This window comes from Neorhizobium populisoli (assembly GCF_019430945.1).
GTDB classification, from domain to species: domain Bacteria; phylum Pseudomonadota; class Alphaproteobacteria; order Rhizobiales; family Rhizobiaceae; genus Neorhizobium; species Neorhizobium populisoli.
On sequence record NZ_JAHYCB010000005.1, the window covers coordinates 209237 to 225329 of the forward strand.

At 59.9% G+C, this 16093-nt stretch carries 13 protein-coding genes; 6 read left to right on the plus strand and 7 right to left on the minus strand.

Annotation, left to right across the window (positions count from 1 at the left end; genetic code table 11):
- Positions 1 to 19 precede the first annotated feature (19 nt).
- The gene (locus KX729_RS15185) at positions 20 to 1054 is read right to left on the minus strand and encodes a TRAP transporter substrate-binding protein (protein ID WP_219743315.1); all 1035 of its coding nucleotides are present in this window, start codon (positions 1052 to 1054) and stop codon (positions 20 to 22) included.
- Between the two features lie 659 nt (positions 1055 to 1713).
- On the opposite strand from KX729_RS15185, the gene KX729_RS15190 reads away from it, so the two are divergent.
- Positions 1714 to 3105 (plus strand): FAD-binding oxidoreductase, encoded by a 1392-nt coding sequence (locus KX729_RS15190; protein ID WP_219743316.1) that lies wholly within the window; start codon positions 1714 to 1716, stop codon positions 3103 to 3105.
- 93 nt (positions 3106 to 3198) lie between these two features.
- On the opposite strand, the gene KX729_RS15195 is transcribed toward KX729_RS15190, so the two are convergent.
- The 6 genes from KX729_RS15195 to KX729_RS15220 all read right to left on the minus strand — a co-directional run bounded on the left by KX729_RS15195 (position 3199) and on the right by KX729_RS15220 (position 10080).
- Positions 3199 to 3669 carry a hypothetical protein gene (locus KX729_RS15195; RefSeq protein WP_219743317.1) on the minus strand — a complete coding sequence of 157 codons (471 nt, stop codon included), beginning with the start codon at positions 3667 to 3669 and terminating at the stop codon, positions 3199 to 3201.
- A 93-nt stretch (positions 3670 to 3762) separates the two neighbouring features.
- The gene (locus tag KX729_RS15200) at positions 3763 to 4170 is read right to left on the minus strand and encodes a hypothetical protein (protein ID WP_219743318.1); all 408 of its coding nucleotides are present in this window, start codon (positions 4168 to 4170) and stop codon (positions 3763 to 3765) included.
- Positions 4171 to 4452: 282 nt separating this feature from the next.
- Entirely contained in the window at positions 4453 to 5859 is a 1407-nt protein-coding gene (gene ligM, locus KX729_RS15205) for a vanillate/3-O-methylgallate O-demethylase (RefSeq protein WP_446692521.1), read from the minus strand.
- 171 nt (positions 5860 to 6030) lie between these two features.
- Positions 6031 to 7140, minus strand: coding sequence for an ABC transporter ATP-binding protein (locus KX729_RS15210; protein WP_219743319.1), 1110 nt, complete (start codon positions 7138 to 7140; stop codon positions 6031 to 6033).
- Between the two features lie 20 nt (positions 7141 to 7160).
- Complete coding sequence (locus KX729_RS15215) at positions 7161 to 8927, minus strand: ABC transporter permease (protein ID WP_246617619.1); 1767 nt, start codon at positions 8925 to 8927, stop codon at positions 7161 to 7163.
- Positions 8928 to 9015: 88 nt separating this feature from the next.
- Positions 9016 to 10080 carry an ABC transporter substrate-binding protein gene (locus KX729_RS15220; RefSeq protein WP_219743320.1) on the minus strand — a complete coding sequence of 355 codons (1065 nt, stop codon included), beginning with the start codon at positions 10078 to 10080 and terminating at the stop codon, positions 9016 to 9018.
- Between the two features lie 424 nt (positions 10081 to 10504).
- Here KX729_RS15220 and KX729_RS15225 point away from each other — a divergent pair, with 424 nt between their 5' ends.
- The 5 genes from KX729_RS15225 to KX729_RS15245 all read left to right on the plus strand — a co-directional run bounded on the left by KX729_RS15225 (position 10505) and on the right by KX729_RS15245 (position 16092).
- Positions 10505 to 11431 (plus strand): LysR family transcriptional regulator, encoded by a 927-nt coding sequence (locus tag KX729_RS15225; RefSeq protein ID WP_219743321.1) that lies wholly within the window; start codon positions 10505 to 10507, stop codon positions 11429 to 11431.
- Between the two features lie 225 nt (positions 11432 to 11656).
- Complete coding sequence (locus KX729_RS15230) at positions 11657 to 12724, plus strand: amidohydrolase family protein (protein ID WP_312991076.1); 1068 nt, start codon at positions 11657 to 11659, stop codon at positions 12722 to 12724.
- A 3-nt stretch (positions 12725 to 12727) separates the two neighbouring features.
- Positions 12728 to 13849 (plus strand): amidohydrolase family protein, encoded by a 1122-nt coding sequence (locus tag KX729_RS15235; protein ID WP_219743323.1) that lies wholly within the window; start codon positions 12728 to 12730, stop codon positions 13847 to 13849.
- Between the two features lie 15 nt (positions 13850 to 13864).
- Positions 13865 to 14989, plus strand: coding sequence for an amidohydrolase family protein (locus KX729_RS15240; protein WP_219743324.1), 1125 nt, complete (start codon positions 13865 to 13867; stop codon positions 14987 to 14989).
- Complete coding sequence (locus KX729_RS15245) at positions 14986 to 16092, plus strand: amidohydrolase family protein (protein ID WP_219743325.1); 1107 nt, start codon at positions 14986 to 14988, stop codon at positions 16090 to 16092. The genes KX729_RS15240 and KX729_RS15245 overlap by 4 nt, the downstream gene beginning before the upstream one ends.
- The last annotated feature ends 1 nt before the right edge of the window (position 16093 follow it).

The window sequence follows — 16093 nt, forward strand, 5'->3', positions numbered from 1 at the left end:
CGCCATGCACGCTCGCGGCCTATTTGACGTCGGAATTGTATTTCTTGAGCAATTCACCAAAGCTCGCCCAACCGGCCTTGGCATCGATGCCGGCTTTGGTGGCCGCAACCTCCCACTCGCCCTGCAAAGAGCCGGTTGCCTTCTTCCAGAGGGCAACCTCGTCCGGTGTCGGCTTGTACATGGTGTGGCCACCGGCATCGATCATCTTCTGGCGGCCCGCCGCTTCCGCGTCCGCCCATTTGGTCGCGACCTTTTCCGCCCATTCCGGCGTGCAATGATCATCCATGACCTTGCGATCAGCCGGCGAAAGCCCGTCGATCTTGTCCTTGTTCATGACCCACGCGAAGGTCGTGACATAGAATGGCATGTCGAGATGATGTTTCGTGACATCCTGCAGGCCGAATGTGTAGATCGAGTTCCACGGCGACGCGGTCATGTCGGCCGCGCCCTTGGAAATCAGCTCGCGCATTTCCCCGGCCGGCACCTGAACAGAAGCGGCCCCAAGCGAATTGACGAGCCTCGCCATCGTCGCATGCGCCGGGCGAATATTCTTGCCCTTGAGGTCAGCGGGCACCTGAAGAGGCCCCTTGGTGCTGTGCAGCGTGCCCGGATCGTGCAGATGCGTCAGGCAGACATAGACGTCTTTCATCTCCTTGGCCGCATATTGGCGGTACCATTCCGCAAAGGCGCGCGATCCGCCCTTGGCATTGGAGACGAGAAACGGGATTTCCGCCGCCGCGATGATCGGAAAACGGCCCGGCTGGTAACCCGGATTGATGAAGGCGATATCGACGATACCGTCGCGCGCCATGTCGTAATGGTCGGGAGCGGCCCCGAGCTGCGAGGCCGGATAAATGGTGACCTTGATCCGCCCGCCGGAGGCATCGCTGATCGATTTCGCCCACGGTTCCATGCCACCGGGCTGCAGCGCATGTGTTGCCGGCACCCAATGTGAAAGCGTCAGCTCCACCTGCTGCGCCTGCGCCGCAGCTCCCGATGCCGAAACGCTCAGCACGGTGATACCCGCTGTCGCAAGCAATACCTTGATTTTCATGCTGTTCTCCTCCCGTTGAAAAGCAGATGCCGACGATATTGGGAACCTGTGGCTCCCGTTGAGCCAACCGGCAAAGACGGCAGTCAGATCGAGTGGCGGCGCGATGCGCCGGTGATATTCGCTGCGCCATAAAGGCGTGCGCCCGATATCCAGCGATGTCTGAAATGGCTGCCGACGCAAGCCGCGAAAGGATCTGCGAAGACGAGGCCCGGCCTCGCCTTCGCAGCCGAAACCGGATGTGACGGCCTAACAGCCGCCTCAACTGTACTGGACAGTCGTGTATACATCGATTTCCTCCCATGCCCGTTCTCCCAGGACGACAACCCCTCCCAAGGTTGCAATCCACACGGACACTGGAATTTCAGCACATCAAGGCGCGAACGACAAGTTGCGTTTTCATTAAACGGCATAAAAAATCAGGCAACCTGAGATTTTTCGCCGGAGGCCTTCACCAGAGTTGCAAACCGTCTAAGATGATTCCGGCGCTCCGTGCATACATGATAGCGGAACGCCGGAGATCCTTGTGGAGGCTTAGGATCTCGGGAGGTCATAACGGAAGACGCGTGCGCTCAAGAAACTCAGCCTGCTGAAAACGGCCGGGGGGGCGCTTCGCTGCAAACGACTTCGCCACGAACAGACTGTGCAATGGGAGGAATGGCATGGATATCGCGACACCGGTCAGCAAGGTCATCACGGAACTCAAGTCGCTGCTCGGCGACCGTCTGGCGACCTCGAACTCCGTTCGCGAACACCACAGCCACGATACGTCGCGGCTTGCCCCTCACCTGCCCGATGCCGTCGCCTTCCCGCGCACGGAGGAAGAGGTTGCGGCGATCGTCTCCGCCTGCGCCGCGCATGGCGTGCCGGTCGTGCCTTTCGGTGCCGGCTCCTCGATGGAAGGGCACACGATCCCGATCCGTGGCGGCATCACGCTTGATACGCGTGAGATGAACCGCATCGTCGAAATCCGCCCCGAGGATTTGCTCGCGGTGGTTCAGCCCGGCGTCACGCGCAAGCAACTCAATGTCGAACTGCGAGAAACCGGCCTGATGTTCTCGGTCGATCCCGGCGCCGACGCATCAATAGGCGGCATGGCTTCGACCCGCGGCAGCGGCACGACATCAGTGCGCTACGGCACGATGCGCGAAAACGTGCTGGCGCTCCGGGTGGTGACGCCCGACGGCACGGCCATCCAGACCGGCTCCCGCGCCCGCAAATCCTCGACCGGCTACGACCTCACGCATCTCTTCGTCGGCTCCGAAGGCACACTCGGCGTCATCACCGAATTGACGGTGCGCCTGCATCCCATCCCGGAAGCGGTCTCCGTCGCCTTCTGCCCCTTCCCGACCGTGGCACAGGCCGTGGAAGCGGTGATCGCCTGCGTGCAATACGGCATCCCCGTCGCCCGAGTCGAATTCCTCGACGAGGTGGCTATCGCCAGCGTCAACAACTATTCCAAGCTCGACATGCCCGTCGCGCCGACACTTCTGTTCGAATTCCACGGCACGAGCGCATGGGTGGAAGAGCAGGCGAAGCTGGCGGAAGACATCTGCACGGCGCACGACGCCATTTCCTACCGCTGGACCGCCGATACCGATGAGCGCAACAAGCTCTGGCAGGCCCGCCATGATCTCTTCTGGGCCACCAAGGCGATCATTCCGGGCTACGATCTCTATACCGGCGATATCTGCGTGCCGATATCCCGCCTCGCCGAAAGCATCACCGCCGCCCGCGCCGATATCGACGCCTCATCCCTCAAAGGCCAGATCATCGGCCATGTCGGCGACGGCAATTTCCACACCGCCTACCTGATCGATCCGAACAATCCGGTGCATCTGAAGGAAGCAGAAGAGATGGCCGACCGGCTGGTGGAACGGGCTCTGAAAGTGGGCGGCACAGCGAGCGGCGAGCATGGGATCGGCATGGCCAAGCTGAAATTCATGCGCAAGGAGCATGGCAAGGCGGTGGATGTGATGGAGAAGATCAAGGCGGCGCTGGATCCCAAGGGGATCATGAACCCGGGGAAGATGGGTTCGGAATGGTCGGCGTAAGCTGTAGAACGATCCAGCGAGTGGAACAAGTGTCATGCAGTTCACGGGCACTGAAATATGGGCGTTCGCGTCTGTAAATATTCGTTGGATGGATTAAACATCATCCTCACCTGGAGAAACAGACCGGAAGAGAAGGAGGGGAGTAAGTCCGTAAGATGAAGGAGGTCTACCAAGCAAACCACGAACTGGGGCGACTAGGTGTGGAGCTAGCATAAAGCCCGCCATGCTTAGTTTCGATCCAGCAATGACTTGTTTAGCCACTTCGTAAGGAGTGCCATCATCCATAGACGCTTCTATATCTGGCATGGCATCGAGAATGCCGACCATCGCCCATTTTCCTTCAATACTAATACCATGCTTCATGTATAGGTCGGCGGCTGCTATAGTTATGCTATCTTCTCGCAACGTGCACCAAGCCGAAGCGTAATAGGTGCTCACAGCAGCTTGTATTGCATGCGGCAAAACAGGTAGCATTTCAACCATCAACTCAGCGTCATTTGGCGGCTTTGACGCTGGCTTTCCAATCCCGCTTTTGCGCCGATCTTTCCGGTTCAGGCCAGACATAGCAGCAGTCTCGTTCTCTAAAGCTGCGGTTAAAATCTGCTTTTTAACGACCGGGAGGCTCCACATTTTTTGTAGAAGACCAAGATCGAACAGCTACAAATCGCCTTTTATAAGTACTATCTCGCCAATTCGAGATGCTTCGATCTCTCGATTTAGGAGATTTTCTTGTTCAAGATAGTCCAAAAATGCAAGCGCATTCGCCCATCGTGGGTCGTAGCTTTTAGTAACCTGTTTTCCGTACTCAGCTACAGTATCGGTGAAATCTGTAATGCTACCTTTAACCACTGCGGCAGATCCCGCAGCTTGGGTGCTCAGATTTTTCTTTCGGGATCGATGAGCCCGCTCGTTGTTAGTTATGTTGGTGAGGTGACCCGAGGGATCGAATTGGGCTAAAAACGAAGAAATTCTTGTCTGGTCATAGTAGAGAAAATCATAGACTGAACCGTTTTCCGGCTGGTCTTGCTCCACGTCCAAGCTCTCGTTCAGTTCTTCTGACGGCACGCTCAATCTCCTCAGCTTCGCGCTGGATTATTTTTGATCGAACAGCGAAATCGGCAGCAAAAACGGAAAGGACTGCATCAGCGACTGCGGCCTTACGGCGCTCCATTTCGTCCTTTTTGTCCTTTTCCTTTGTCATGGCTTCACCTGCTGTTGCCGCCGTACACTAAGCATGAACAAAAATAGTAAACAAGAGACCCCGTAAAAAGGTGTCGACATGGAAACCTACTAACCAAAACGGCGCCCTCACGGACGCCGCCTCTCATCTTTGCCTGGGAGGGCAAATCAGTCCTTCTTCGTCCGCCAGCTTTCCGCATAATTCTCACGCGCTTCCCGCGCATAAGGCGTCGGTGAAACACGCACACGGATTTCCGCTTGGCGGTGCCCTTGCTCGATCGAGGTCTTGCCAGTGCCGCCGTTCGGCTCGCCCCAGATCAGCGTCAGCACGTCGCCTTCCTGAATGTCCGCATCGACCACGCCGAGCGAGAGCATGCAGCGTTCGTTGTAGCTGTAGCCGTTGAACATCGACATGCCGACGACCTTGTCGCCCTTCATGATGCGGTCGGCGCTGGAGGAGGCGTAGTTCGGCTGCGGCAGGTCGATCCACTTGTAGGGCGTTGCGCCGGGAACGAAGTTGGAGGCAATGACCTTCATCACGTCCTCGGCGTTCCATTCGAAGGTCACCTTCTTGCGGTGCGGCTGGCCCTTCATCGCTTCGAGAGCTGCGCGACCGACGAAGTCATGGTCGAACTTCACATAGATGCCGTAGCCGAGTTCGTAAGGGTTGACGTAATAGTCCTCGATATTGTCCGAGACGAGGCTGCCGCCGATCGAGCCCATCGCCTCGTAGCTGTTTTCATCCAGCCAGTCGCGATAGCCCTTCAGTTCGTCGCCGGTATAGATGCCCGGCAGCGGCGACGGAATCCAGCCGGATTCCAGCGTGTTGGTCGAATAGGCGCGTGCGCCGACGAGATAGAGATCGACGCCGGCATCCTTGGCCGCCTTGACGATGATGTCGCGCACCTCGTCCTTCTCGGCATAGGGACCCCAGACTTCGAGGCCCGGCGCGCCCGCCATGCCGTGGCGCAGCGCTTGAACCTTCTTGTGGCCGATATTGATCCAGTCGACATGGAAGAATTTGATGTCCTGGATCGGAGCACCGTTCATCTTGTCGAAGATCTTGCCGGCATCCGGTCCCTGGATCTGGAAGCGGTAGTGAACGCGGTTGACTTCCTTGCCATCCGGACGCGACGGCGAACGCGGATCATGGGTCAGCTTGACGTCATGTTTGCCGAGCGAAGCGTTGTAGCGCAGCCAGTTGGCGGTCGGCGCGCGGCCGACAAGCACGAACTTGTCCTCGCGTTCGCGAAAAATGATCATGTCGCCGATGACATGGCCGGCCGGGGTCACAGGCACGTAATGCTTGGCGCGGTTGGTGCCGAAATTGGCAAAACTGTTGATCGCCAGGCTTTCGAGGAATTTCGACGCATCCGGACCTTCGACGATCAGTTCGTCCATATGATGCGACTGATCGAAGAGAACGGCGGATTCACGCCATGCGACCTGCTCGGTCCGCCAGTTGGAAAACTCGGGCGCCACGACCGGATAGATATACATGCCGATGCGCGAATTGCGCAGCATCTCAACCGTATTGCCCTTGTCCTTCAGGATCTGGGTCAGATTTTTGGCCAATTCTCGTCCTCCCAACGATAAAATCATGCTGCCCGAGCCTCCACCTCCGGAAGCGCGGCGCGTCGTATGGGCAGCATCTATGCATACATCGAGCAGGTCAAGGCCATTAAAAATCGACGGAAAGCATAATTTCTCCCCGCCGACCGACCAGATATGTACACATGTCGCAGTTTAGTTGCGAACGGCCCAGGCTGCGCTGGAGGGCGCAGCAACCGTCACCGGACGGCCGATGCCGACATCTGCAAGCGACGGCGTTTCCACATGCAGCGTCTGGGCCGGCGTCTTGACCATGATGGAACGATGCGGCCCACGGAAGATCGCCTGCGAAATCTCGCCGGACCATTCAAGACCATTCGGGGACAGCCCGCCATTGACGGCGCCAGCCTCACGGATTTCCAGGTTTTCCGGCCGCACCATCACGGTGACATCCGCACCTTTCGGCATTTCGGTGGCCGCATGACATTCGCCGGACCAGCCCTGCCCCTCGACGTCCAGCTTGTAATACTGGCCGCCATTGGGGCGACAATCCTTGACCGTCGCGTTGAGCAGGTTTGGCGTGCCGAAGAAGGCCGCTACCCGGCGATTTTCTGGCCGGCGATAGATTTCCTCCGGCGCCCCGACCTGGAGGATCTGGCCACCATGCATGACGACGACCCGGTCGGATAGCGCCATGGCTTCCGACTGGTCGTGGGTGACGTAGAGTGCTGTGATCTTCAGGCGCTGCTGCAACTCGCGGAAATCGTCACCCATCTGGGTGCGCAGCCGCGCATCGAGGTTGGACAACGGCTCGTCGAGCAGCAGCACTTCCGGCTCGAATACCAGCGCACGGGCGATCGCCACGCGCTGCTGTTGGCCGCCGGACAGCGCCGGCGACGGACGGTCGGCATATTTCTCCATCTCGACCAGAGTGAGCGCCTTCATGACCCGTTCGCGGATTTCCTGATCCGGCCGGCGGCGGATGCGCAGCGGATAGGCGACGTTGTCGAACACCGTCATATGCGGCCAGATCGCGTAGGACTGGAAGACCATTCCGAGACGGCGACGTTCAGAGGGCACGAAATACCCCTTCTCCGAATCTGAGACGACATTGTCGCCGATCGAGATGCGGCCGCCCGTGTTCTTCTCCAGCCCGGCTACCATGCGCAGCGTCGTCGTCTTGCCGCAGCCGGAAGGACCGAGCAGTGTCACGAACTCACCGCTCTTGATCTTGAGGTTGACGTTGTCGACGGCCGTGATCGCACCATACATGCGGGTGACGTTTTCGAGCGTTACCGAAGCCATGTTGTCTCATCCTTTGAAAATTAAAGCTTGCTCACACGGGCATTGATGAAGGCGAGCTGAACCCAGCGGAACACGATGACCATCAGCATCATCATCAGGCCGATGACGCTGACCTGCTCCGCATTGCCGTTGGCCCAGAGCTTCATCAGCACCACCGCAAGCGTCTCGGAACCGACCGAATACAGCAGGATCGAGGCAGAAAGCTCACGCATGATGCCGAAGAAGGTCAGCACCCAGCCGACCGCGAAAGCCGGCCACGCGAGCGCCACCAGAATGCGCCACATGGTCTGAAACCAGCTTGCGCCATGCACCCGCGAACATTCTTCCAGATCATAGGAAAGCTGGTGATACGAGCCGGTCATCACGCGCACCGCCACCGGCGTGCCGAGCGCGATATAGGCGAGCAGCAGCGCCCAGATGGTGCCGTAGATCGGGATCGGCCCCGGCAGCATCGCAAACGCCCAGAGGAAACCGACGCCGAGCACCATTCCCGGCATCATCCAGGGCAACCAGGCCATGCCGTCGATCAGGCTGCGGCCGCGCCATCTGGTGCGGATCGAGATATAGGCGACGATGGCGCCGAGAACCATCGTGGCGCTGGCACCGAGCAGGCCAAGCACCATCGTGTTGCGCAATGCACGCCAGAACTCGGAATTGGAGAACACCGACCTGTAATGCTCCAGCGTCAGCATGTCGTAGGTGTAGAAACCGAAGAAGCGGAAGAACGAGCCGAGCATCAGCTGGCCGACCGGCAGCACGACGGTGAGCAGGAAGAACAGTACGCAGAACGCAAAGGTCACCCAGCGCCACGGCCCGAGCTCCATTACATTAGGCCGAAACCCCTTGCCGGTGACCGTCTGAAAGCTCTTGCCGCGCAGGATCGCCCATTGCGCGATGACCAACAGCAACATCAGCCCCATGATCGCAAAGGAAAGCGACGTCGCATACTGATAATCCGGCGTGGCGCGGTGGTTGATCGACTCGTAGATATCGGTGGTGATCACCTTGATGCCGGCCGGCAGGCCGAAGAACAGTGCGGATTCGAAGGTCTCGATGCCCTTGATGAAGCTCAGCATGAACGAGCTGGTCAGCACCGGCAACATCAGCAGCAGGGTGATCTTGCGAAAGGTCGTCCAGCGCGAGGCGCCGCACATGCGGCTCGATTCCTCGAGCGACGGGTCCATGGCGCGAAACGCATCGACCATGAACAGGAAGAGGAATGGGATCGAATACTGGCACATGTGCCAGATGACGCCGCCATAGGAATAGATGTTGACCAGCGGATCGGTCCCGCCGCTCATCCAGCGCCAGACCATGTTGATGACGCCGACCTGCGGATTGGCGAGCATGCCCCAGGCCATCGCCGTCAGGATCGGCGGAATGAAGAAGGGCAGCGTGATCAGCACTTCCAGCGTGCCGCGAAACGGTGTGTCGGTGCGGGCGATGATCCAGGCGAGGAATACGGCGATCACCAGCGACGGGATGGTCTTGGCCAGCGAAATGCCAACCGTATTGGCCAGAACGATCAGATTCTGGGTCGTCATGATCGACCGGTAACCGTTCAGATTGAACTCGCCGGCCATGCCGGGCGGGGTCGAATGCAGGCTGCCGTAAAGCAGCATGCCGAGCGGATAAAGGGTCAAGAAAGCGAGGATGAGGATCAGCAGAAGCATACCGATCAGCCGCGGCAGCGAGCCACCGGAAAAGGCGCGCGTGAAAGCGTTGCCGCGCAAGGTCGGCGTGTTTTCGGCAATGTCGTCCAGGGAGCGATTATGGATAATCGTCATGGGATCCTCTCGGCTCCGTCACATGCGGTCATCATGGAAAAACGGTGCCGCCGCCGGACAGCGATATCCGGCGACGGCCCCCAGAGGTTTACTTGAAGATTTCCTTGGACTTGGCGAGCATCTCGTTCTGCCGCGTCGTGTCCGTCGTGCCATAGAGCTTGGCCTCGGAAATGGCCTTCACATCGGCAGGCAGACCCTCGGTCATGCCGGCAAGAACCGGTCCGTAACCGAGGCTCGCATAGATCTTCTGCACGGTCGGGCCCTGCATGAAGTCGAGATAGAGCTTGGCGGCATTCGGATGCGGCGCCTTCTTCAGGAGCACGTTGCCGTAGAGAACGTAAGGAACGCCCTCTTCCGGAATAATGAACTTGACCGGCAGGCCCTTGAGATCGGAAAAGTCGGTCATGATGACCGGCGTATAGATCGAATATTCGCCACGCGCCGTGCGGCGCTGCGACTCGCGCTGGTCACGGGTGAAGACCAGTTTCTGGTCCGCAACCTTCTTCACATAGTCCTCGCCGATCCGCGTATAGGTCGAGAAGAACCAGAGATAACCGGCGCCGATCGCCCGCGGATCGTCGGAGAGAATCTTGCCCTGCCACTTCGGGTCGGCGAGATCCTTCCAGCTCTTCGGCTCATCGGCCGGCTTCACGAGGCCGGTATTGATCATGATGCCGTAGGGAATGGTCATGACCGAAGCCATCGGCACCTTGAGTTTGAATCGGTCGCCGATCTTGGTGGAATTCGGCGTCACCGGCAGCGGATCGACGGACTTGTCTTCCGTGTCGTAGAGCATGGTCTGCCCTTCGCTGGTAAACATCACATCGGCGGCAAAACGACCGGCAGACTGTTCGACGCGGACGCGCTCACGGATTTCGCTGGCGCGCGCTTCCAAAACTTCGACATTGATGCCGTATTCCTTGGTGAAGGCGGCAGCGATCTGCTTGGTGCTCGGCTGGCCGACAAGCGCGGTATAGAGGACGAGCGAGCCCTCCTTTTTGCCGGCGTCGATCACCTTCTGCCACTCGGCATCCTGCGCGTTGGCCGCCGGAACGCCTGCAGCCGCGATGATAGCGGCGCTGCCTGCCGCAGCCAGAAACACCCGGCGTGACCATGAACCCATTGCGGACATGTTGAATTTGCTAGTCGTCACGTTTCTCTCCTCCCTGGAACTGACGATGGACGCGACTTCGGACCTCCGCCTGAGCCTCGCCTAAATTCTGCGGCTTCCGCCACGTCTCCTCATTCGCCGATGACCTCGCTTTCCCGAACGATGTCATCCCTTCCGTTTTCGAAACCCGTCTGCTCAATCAAGCTGGCGCGCATTCCACAGTTTGACAAGGACCCTGATACGCGAGTCGCGATAAAGCGCGCTCGCGGACCTCATCACCACTCAAAAATTCTATTTCCATCAGCCTTGCGGCGGAGAAAATGCCTCCGTTGCTAGATTGACCTTTTCCTGTGCAGTCGAAAAGCACCATTTTTTTACATTCACTTTTCTCGAAAACAGAAAGACAGATCGTGTTACGATTCCGTTGGAGGAGTGCGCTTCGGCGTACATTGGGAGGCATAACGCATTGGATACGCTTATCAATATCCGCACGTTCCTGGCGGTGGCGCGCTCTGGCAGCTTTTCTGCGGCCGGTCGCCATCTCGGTGTGGCGCCTTCGGTGGTGACCAAACGCATCAGCCGGCTGGAAGACGAGATGCGGGTAAAACTCTTCGTCCGCTCTACCCGTCAGCTGATCCTGACCGAGGTCGGCGAACGTTACCTGCCCCGCTACCAGACATTGGTGAAGGAGATCGACGATGCGGTCAGCGGTGCAGCGGCTGTGGCCCAGCGGATCGAGGGCCATCTGCGTATCAAGGCGCCGACCACGGTAACGATCGCCTTCCTCGCCCGCATCCTCAGTGACTTCCAGCAAGAGAATCCGAACGTCACCATGGACCTCGCGCTGGTCGACCGTTCGGTCAACCCGGCTGAGGAAGGCTACGACATCGCGCTCGGCGCCCTGCCCGCCTCCTATTCCAATGTCATCGACGAGCCGCTCTGCCCCTATCCGCGAAAACTCTGCGCTGCGCCTTCCTATCTCGAAAGCCGCGGCCTGCCGAAACACCCGCGCGACCTCGTCAACCACATCTGCCTCACCTTTCACGCGACCGGTTCGACATGGTCGTTTCTGAGTCCCGGCGGGCCGATCGACGTGGAAGTGCGCTCCGCCTTCAGCGCCAACGACACGCAGATCCTGCATGACCTCGCGCTCAGAGGCCGGGGCATCGCCATGGTGGCGAGCTACGTCGCGGAGGAATCGATTCGGTCAGGCAAGCTGATCGAACTCATGCCCGACTTTCCCGTCGCCGAACTCTGGCTCAAGGCGCTGATCCCGCAGACACAGGCACGCAAGCCCAGCGTTCGCGCCGTCATGGACTGGCTGAAAATCCATATGCATGCCTCGCTGGTGAGGGGCGACGAGGCGGCCCGCAAGGAAGCATCTTTGCTTTAGAGGAAAAGCCAGACGGCGTTCAGCTTTCTCGATTTGCGAAAGCCGCTCGGACAAAAAAGAGTATTCTCACTCTCCAACCCGCCCCTTACCCTCCCAGACTGAGGAAGCGCATCGACAGCGCTATGAACGGCACCCTGATAAAGGACCGTTCGGGAGTGGATGACCGGAAACGTCCTGAGGAGGGCCGCCCGGATAACAGGGAGGTTGCGCGCAGTGGATATTGCTGTGACCCAACAACGACCAGTGCTTTCCGGGCTCAATGCCATTGACTGCGATGTCCACCCGGACGTGCCGCGGCGGGAAGACCTGCTCCCCTATTTCGACGACTACTGGAAAGAGATTGTCACTTCCCGCGATGTCGACCGGCTGGAACTGACCGGTTTTCCAACAGGCACAAAACCTTTTTTTCGAGAAGACTGGAAGGCGACCGAAGGCAAGGGCGTCGAGAAACTGCGCCGCAACCTTCTTGATCCCTATGGCCTTAAATATGCGATTCTGAATTCCGTCACCGGCGTCCATGCCCTCTACGATCCTTATCTCTCGACCGCCGTCTGCCGTGCCACCAATGACTGGTTGAAGGCCGAATGGCTGGACCGCGACCCACGTTTGCGCGCCTCGCTGGTGCTGCCTTGGCAAAACCCGGAAGCCTGCGTCGAGGAAATCGAGCGCTTCGCCGACGACAAGCGTTTCGTGCAGATCCTCGCACTCTGCCAAGGCGAAATGCCGCTCGGCCGCCGCCTCTATTGGCCGGTCTACGAAGCCGCCGAAAAGCATGGTTTTGTGCTCGGCGTTCATGCCGGCAGCGCCTATCGCCATGCGCCGAGCCAGAGCGGTTTCCCTTCACATCTGGCGGAAGATTATGTCCACCATGTGCAGGGTTTTGCCGCCCAGGTGGGAAGCTTCGTTGCCGAAGGCGTGCTCGGCAAATTCCCAGGCATGAAGATTGTGCTGATCGAATCCGGCGTCTCCTGGCTGCCCGGTCAGATGTGGCGCATGAGCAAGGACTGGCGCGGCGCCCGCATCGAAATCCCGTGGGTGAAGGAGCCGCCGTCGGCGCTGGTTCGCCGCCAGATCCGGCTCACCACCCAGCCCTTCGATGCGCCCCGCGATCCGGCGGATCTCGAACGCATCGTCGAACATCTCGATGGCGACGACATGCTGCTGTTCTCAACCGACTACCCGCATGCGCAATTCGAAGGCGATGCCGCAATACCGGCCGGCTTCCCGGAACGGCTGCTTGATCGGCTGGTTCGGGAAAACGCGCTCGCCACCTATCCGCGACTGGAGGGCTAAGCCATGAACCAGGCCGTTCTGGAGAAAGACACCAATCTAGAGAAAGATGGGGGAGCCGAAACCAAGCTCGGCATCGTTGACTGCGACATCCATCCTGCATTCAGTTCGCCGGCGGAACTCGCGAAATTCCTGCCGCAGCGCTGGAAACAACATCTCGCAGATTACGGCCCGCGCAGCGCCAACCCGCTCGTCGGCACGCTGCCCTATCCGCGCATGACACCCGGCAACGGCATGCGTCGTGATGCCTGGCCGCCGAATGGCGGGCCGCCGGCCTCCGACCTCGCCTATCTGCAGGAACAGCTGCTCGATCTGCTCGATATCGAATACGGCATCCTTCAGCCGCTTGCTGCCGGCTCCTCGACGCTCAACCAGGACCTCGGTGTCGCCATGTGCGCCGCCGTCAACGACTGGCAGATCGAGAAGTGGATGGACCCCGAGCCGCGTCTCAAGGGCTCGATCTCTGTCACCCAGGAAGACGTGCCCGCCGCCCTGACGGAAATCGAGGCGCGCATCAACGACAAGCGCTTCGTCCAGATCGCCATTCCGCCACGCACGATCGAGCCCGCCGGTCGCCGCCGTTATTGGCCGATCTACGAGGCGGCCGAGCACTACGACATGCCGATCGGCATGCATTCGGCGGCCTATGGCCAGCACACCAATAGCGGCGCCGGCTGGCTCTCCTTCTATATCGAGGAGCACTACGCCTTCTCGCACAGCCTGCAGAGCGTGCTGACCAGCATGATCTTCGAAGGCGTCTTCGAGCGCTTCCCCAAGCTGAAGCTGATCGTCGTCGAAGGCGGTTTCGCCTGGGCGGCACCGCTTGCCTGGCGGCTCGACAAGCAATGGGAGCGGATGCGCTCAGAAGTGCCGCAGGTAAAACGGCCGCCTTCCGAATATCTCAAGGAAAACGTCTGGTTCACCACCCAGCCGATCGAGGAGCCGGAAAACAAACGCCATCTGCTCGATACGCTGCGCTGGGTCGGCACCGACCGGCTGATGTTCTCGACCGACTATCCGCACTGGGATTTCGACGACCCACGCTACGCTTTCAAGGTGCCGCTGTCGCCGACGGAACGCGCCCAGATTTTCCGCGACAACGCCCGCGCCGTCTACCGCCTGCCTTGAGATTGGAGTGCCCGCATGAATGAGATGATCCGATCATTGGACAGCAAACCGGCCCTTTCGACAGTCGGCGCCATCGACTGCGACCTGCACCCGGCTTCGCCTGCCACCGCGGCACTGATGCCGTATCTGGACGAATACTGGCGCGAAACATTCATCATGCGCGGCGTCGACCGGATGAGCCTCGCGATGACTGCCTCGCCGCCACGTTCGCCGATCAACGTGCGTTCGGACTGGAAGGCGAAGAGCGGCTTTGCCGGCGATACGCTGGAGACGGTGCGCGCGCAGGCGCTCGATCCGTTCGGCACCCGGCTGGCGATCTGCAATGTCCTGAACGGCGCAATGATCATGCATTCCGACGACATGGCAGCCGCACTCTGCGGCGCGGTCAACGAATGGCTTGCCCGCGAATGGCTGGACAAGGAGCCGCGCCTGCGCGGCTCGATCATCGTCTCGGCCCAGAATGCCGAACTCGCCGTTGCCGAAATCGAAAAACGCGCTGCCGACAATCGTTTCGTGCAGATCCTGATCCTCGCCCAGAATGACGAACCGCTTGGCCGCCGTCGTTACTGGCCGATTTACGAGGCAGCCGCCCGCAACAGACTTCCCGTCTGTATCCATGCGGGCGGCAGCAACCGTCATGCGCCGACCGCCACCGGCTGGCCGAGCTTCTTCGTCGAAGCCTACGTGGCACAGGGCTCGATCTTCGAAAGCCAGCTCCTGAGCCTCGTTGCCGAAGGCGTCTTTCACAAGATTCCGGACCTGAAAGTGGTCTGCGCCGAAAGCGGCTTCACCTGGCTGCCCTCCTTCTTCTGGCGGGCCGACAAGACCTGGCGTGGAGTGCGGGCCGAAACGCCGTGGGTCACGGAACAGCCGAGCGACATCGTCAAGCGCCATGTCCGCTTCACGCTGCAGCCGGTCGAAGCGCCGCTGGAAACCGATGCACTCACGCGCACGCTCGAGCATATCGACTGCGACGACATCCTGCTCTTCTCGACCGATTATCCGCACGCGCAGTTCGAAGGGCTGAACGCGCTTCCCGCAGCACTCGGCGAAACGCTCGCCCGAAAGATCATGATTGGCAACCCGCTCGCCACGTATCCCCGGATCGCGGCGGATTTCGCAAAGGAGGTCGCGAAATGAGTGAAGCCCAGACATTGGAACGCCCGGTCGAGGCGAAGGCCAAATATAATCTCATCGACTGCGACATCCACCCGTCGATGAAGAGCCCGGCAGAGATACATCCCTATCTGTCGCAGCGCTGGCGGGATCATCTCGCCACTTATGGCGGGCACACCCGCCAGGGACTTTCCGAAACACTCTCGCATCCGCGCATGGTGCCGGAAGTCTCGCGAGTCGATAGCTGGCCGCCGGCTGGCGGACCGCCGGGCTCCGATCTGCCTTTCCTGCGCGAACAACATCTCGACGGTCTCGGCATCGATCTCGGCGTGCTGGTGCCGCTGCGTTTCAATGCCAGCGGCCAGCGGCATCCGGATCTCGCCGTGGCGCTCGCCACTGCCATCAACGACTGGCAGATCGGCAAATTTCTGGAGCCTGAACCACGCCTGCGCGGTTCGATCATCGCCACGCAGGAAGATCCGGCCAGTGCGGTCGCCGAAATAAACCGCCGGGCCTCCGACAAGCGATTCCTGCAGATCCTCCTGCCGCCGCGCTCCATCGAGCCGCTCGGCAAACGCCGCCACTGGCCGATTTTCGAAGCGGCCGTCAGCCATAACCTGCCGATCTCCATGCATGTGGGTGGCGTCGGCGGACATCAGGCGACCGGCGCCGGCTGGCCCTCCTATTATATCGAGGAGCACCACAGCCAGGTTCAGACCATGGAAGCGGTGATTGCCAGCCTGATCTTCGAGGGCGTCTTCGAGCAGTTCCCGCAGCTGAAACTCTCCTTCGTCGAAGGCGGCTTCTCCTGGGTACCGGCATACGGATGGCGCATGGACAAGGCCTGGGCCGCGATGCGCGACGAAGTTCCGCATGTGAAGCGCCAGCCGTCGGAATATCTCAGAGAGAACATCTGGTTCACCACCCAGCCGATGGAAGAGCCCAACCCGGCCAAGAACCTCGCCGACACGCTGCGCTGGATCGGCACCGACCGGCTGATGTTCTCGACCGACTACCCGCATTGGGATTTCGACGATCCCCGCTATGCCTTCAAGGTGCCGCTCACTGCGGACGAAAAGGCGGCGATCTTCGCCGGAAACGCTGTCAACTTTTATGGATTGAACTGAG

Coding starts and splice junctions, on each gene's coding strand:
- KX729_RS15240 (WP_219743324.1), top strand. CDS start 13,865: ATGAATGAGATGATCCGATCATTGGACAGCAAACCGGCCCTTTCGACA.
- KX729_RS15185 (WP_219743315.1), bottom strand. CDS start 1,054: ATGAAAATCAAGGTATTGCTTGCGACAGCGGGTATCACCGTGCTGAGC.
- KX729_RS15210 (WP_219743319.1), bottom strand. CDS start 7,140: ATGGCTTCGGTAACGCTCGAAAACGTCACCCGCATGTATGGTGCGATC.
- KX729_RS15235 (WP_219743323.1), top strand. CDS start 12,728: ATGAACCAGGCCGTTCTGGAGAAAGACACCAATCTAGAGAAAGATGGG.
- KX729_RS15190 (WP_219743316.1), top strand. CDS start 1,714: ATGGATATCGCGACACCGGTCAGCAAGGTCATCACGGAACTCAAGTCG.
- KX729_RS15245 (WP_219743325.1), top strand. CDS start 14,986: ATGAGTGAAGCCCAGACATTGGAACGCCCGGTCGAGGCGAAGGCCAAA.
- KX729_RS15195 (WP_219743317.1), bottom strand. CDS start 3,669: ATGTCTGGCCTGAACCGGAAAGATCGGCGCAAAAGCGGGATTGGAAAG.
- KX729_RS15215 (WP_246617619.1), bottom strand. CDS start 8,927: ATGACGATTATCCATAATCGCTCCCTGGACGACATTGCCGAAAACACG.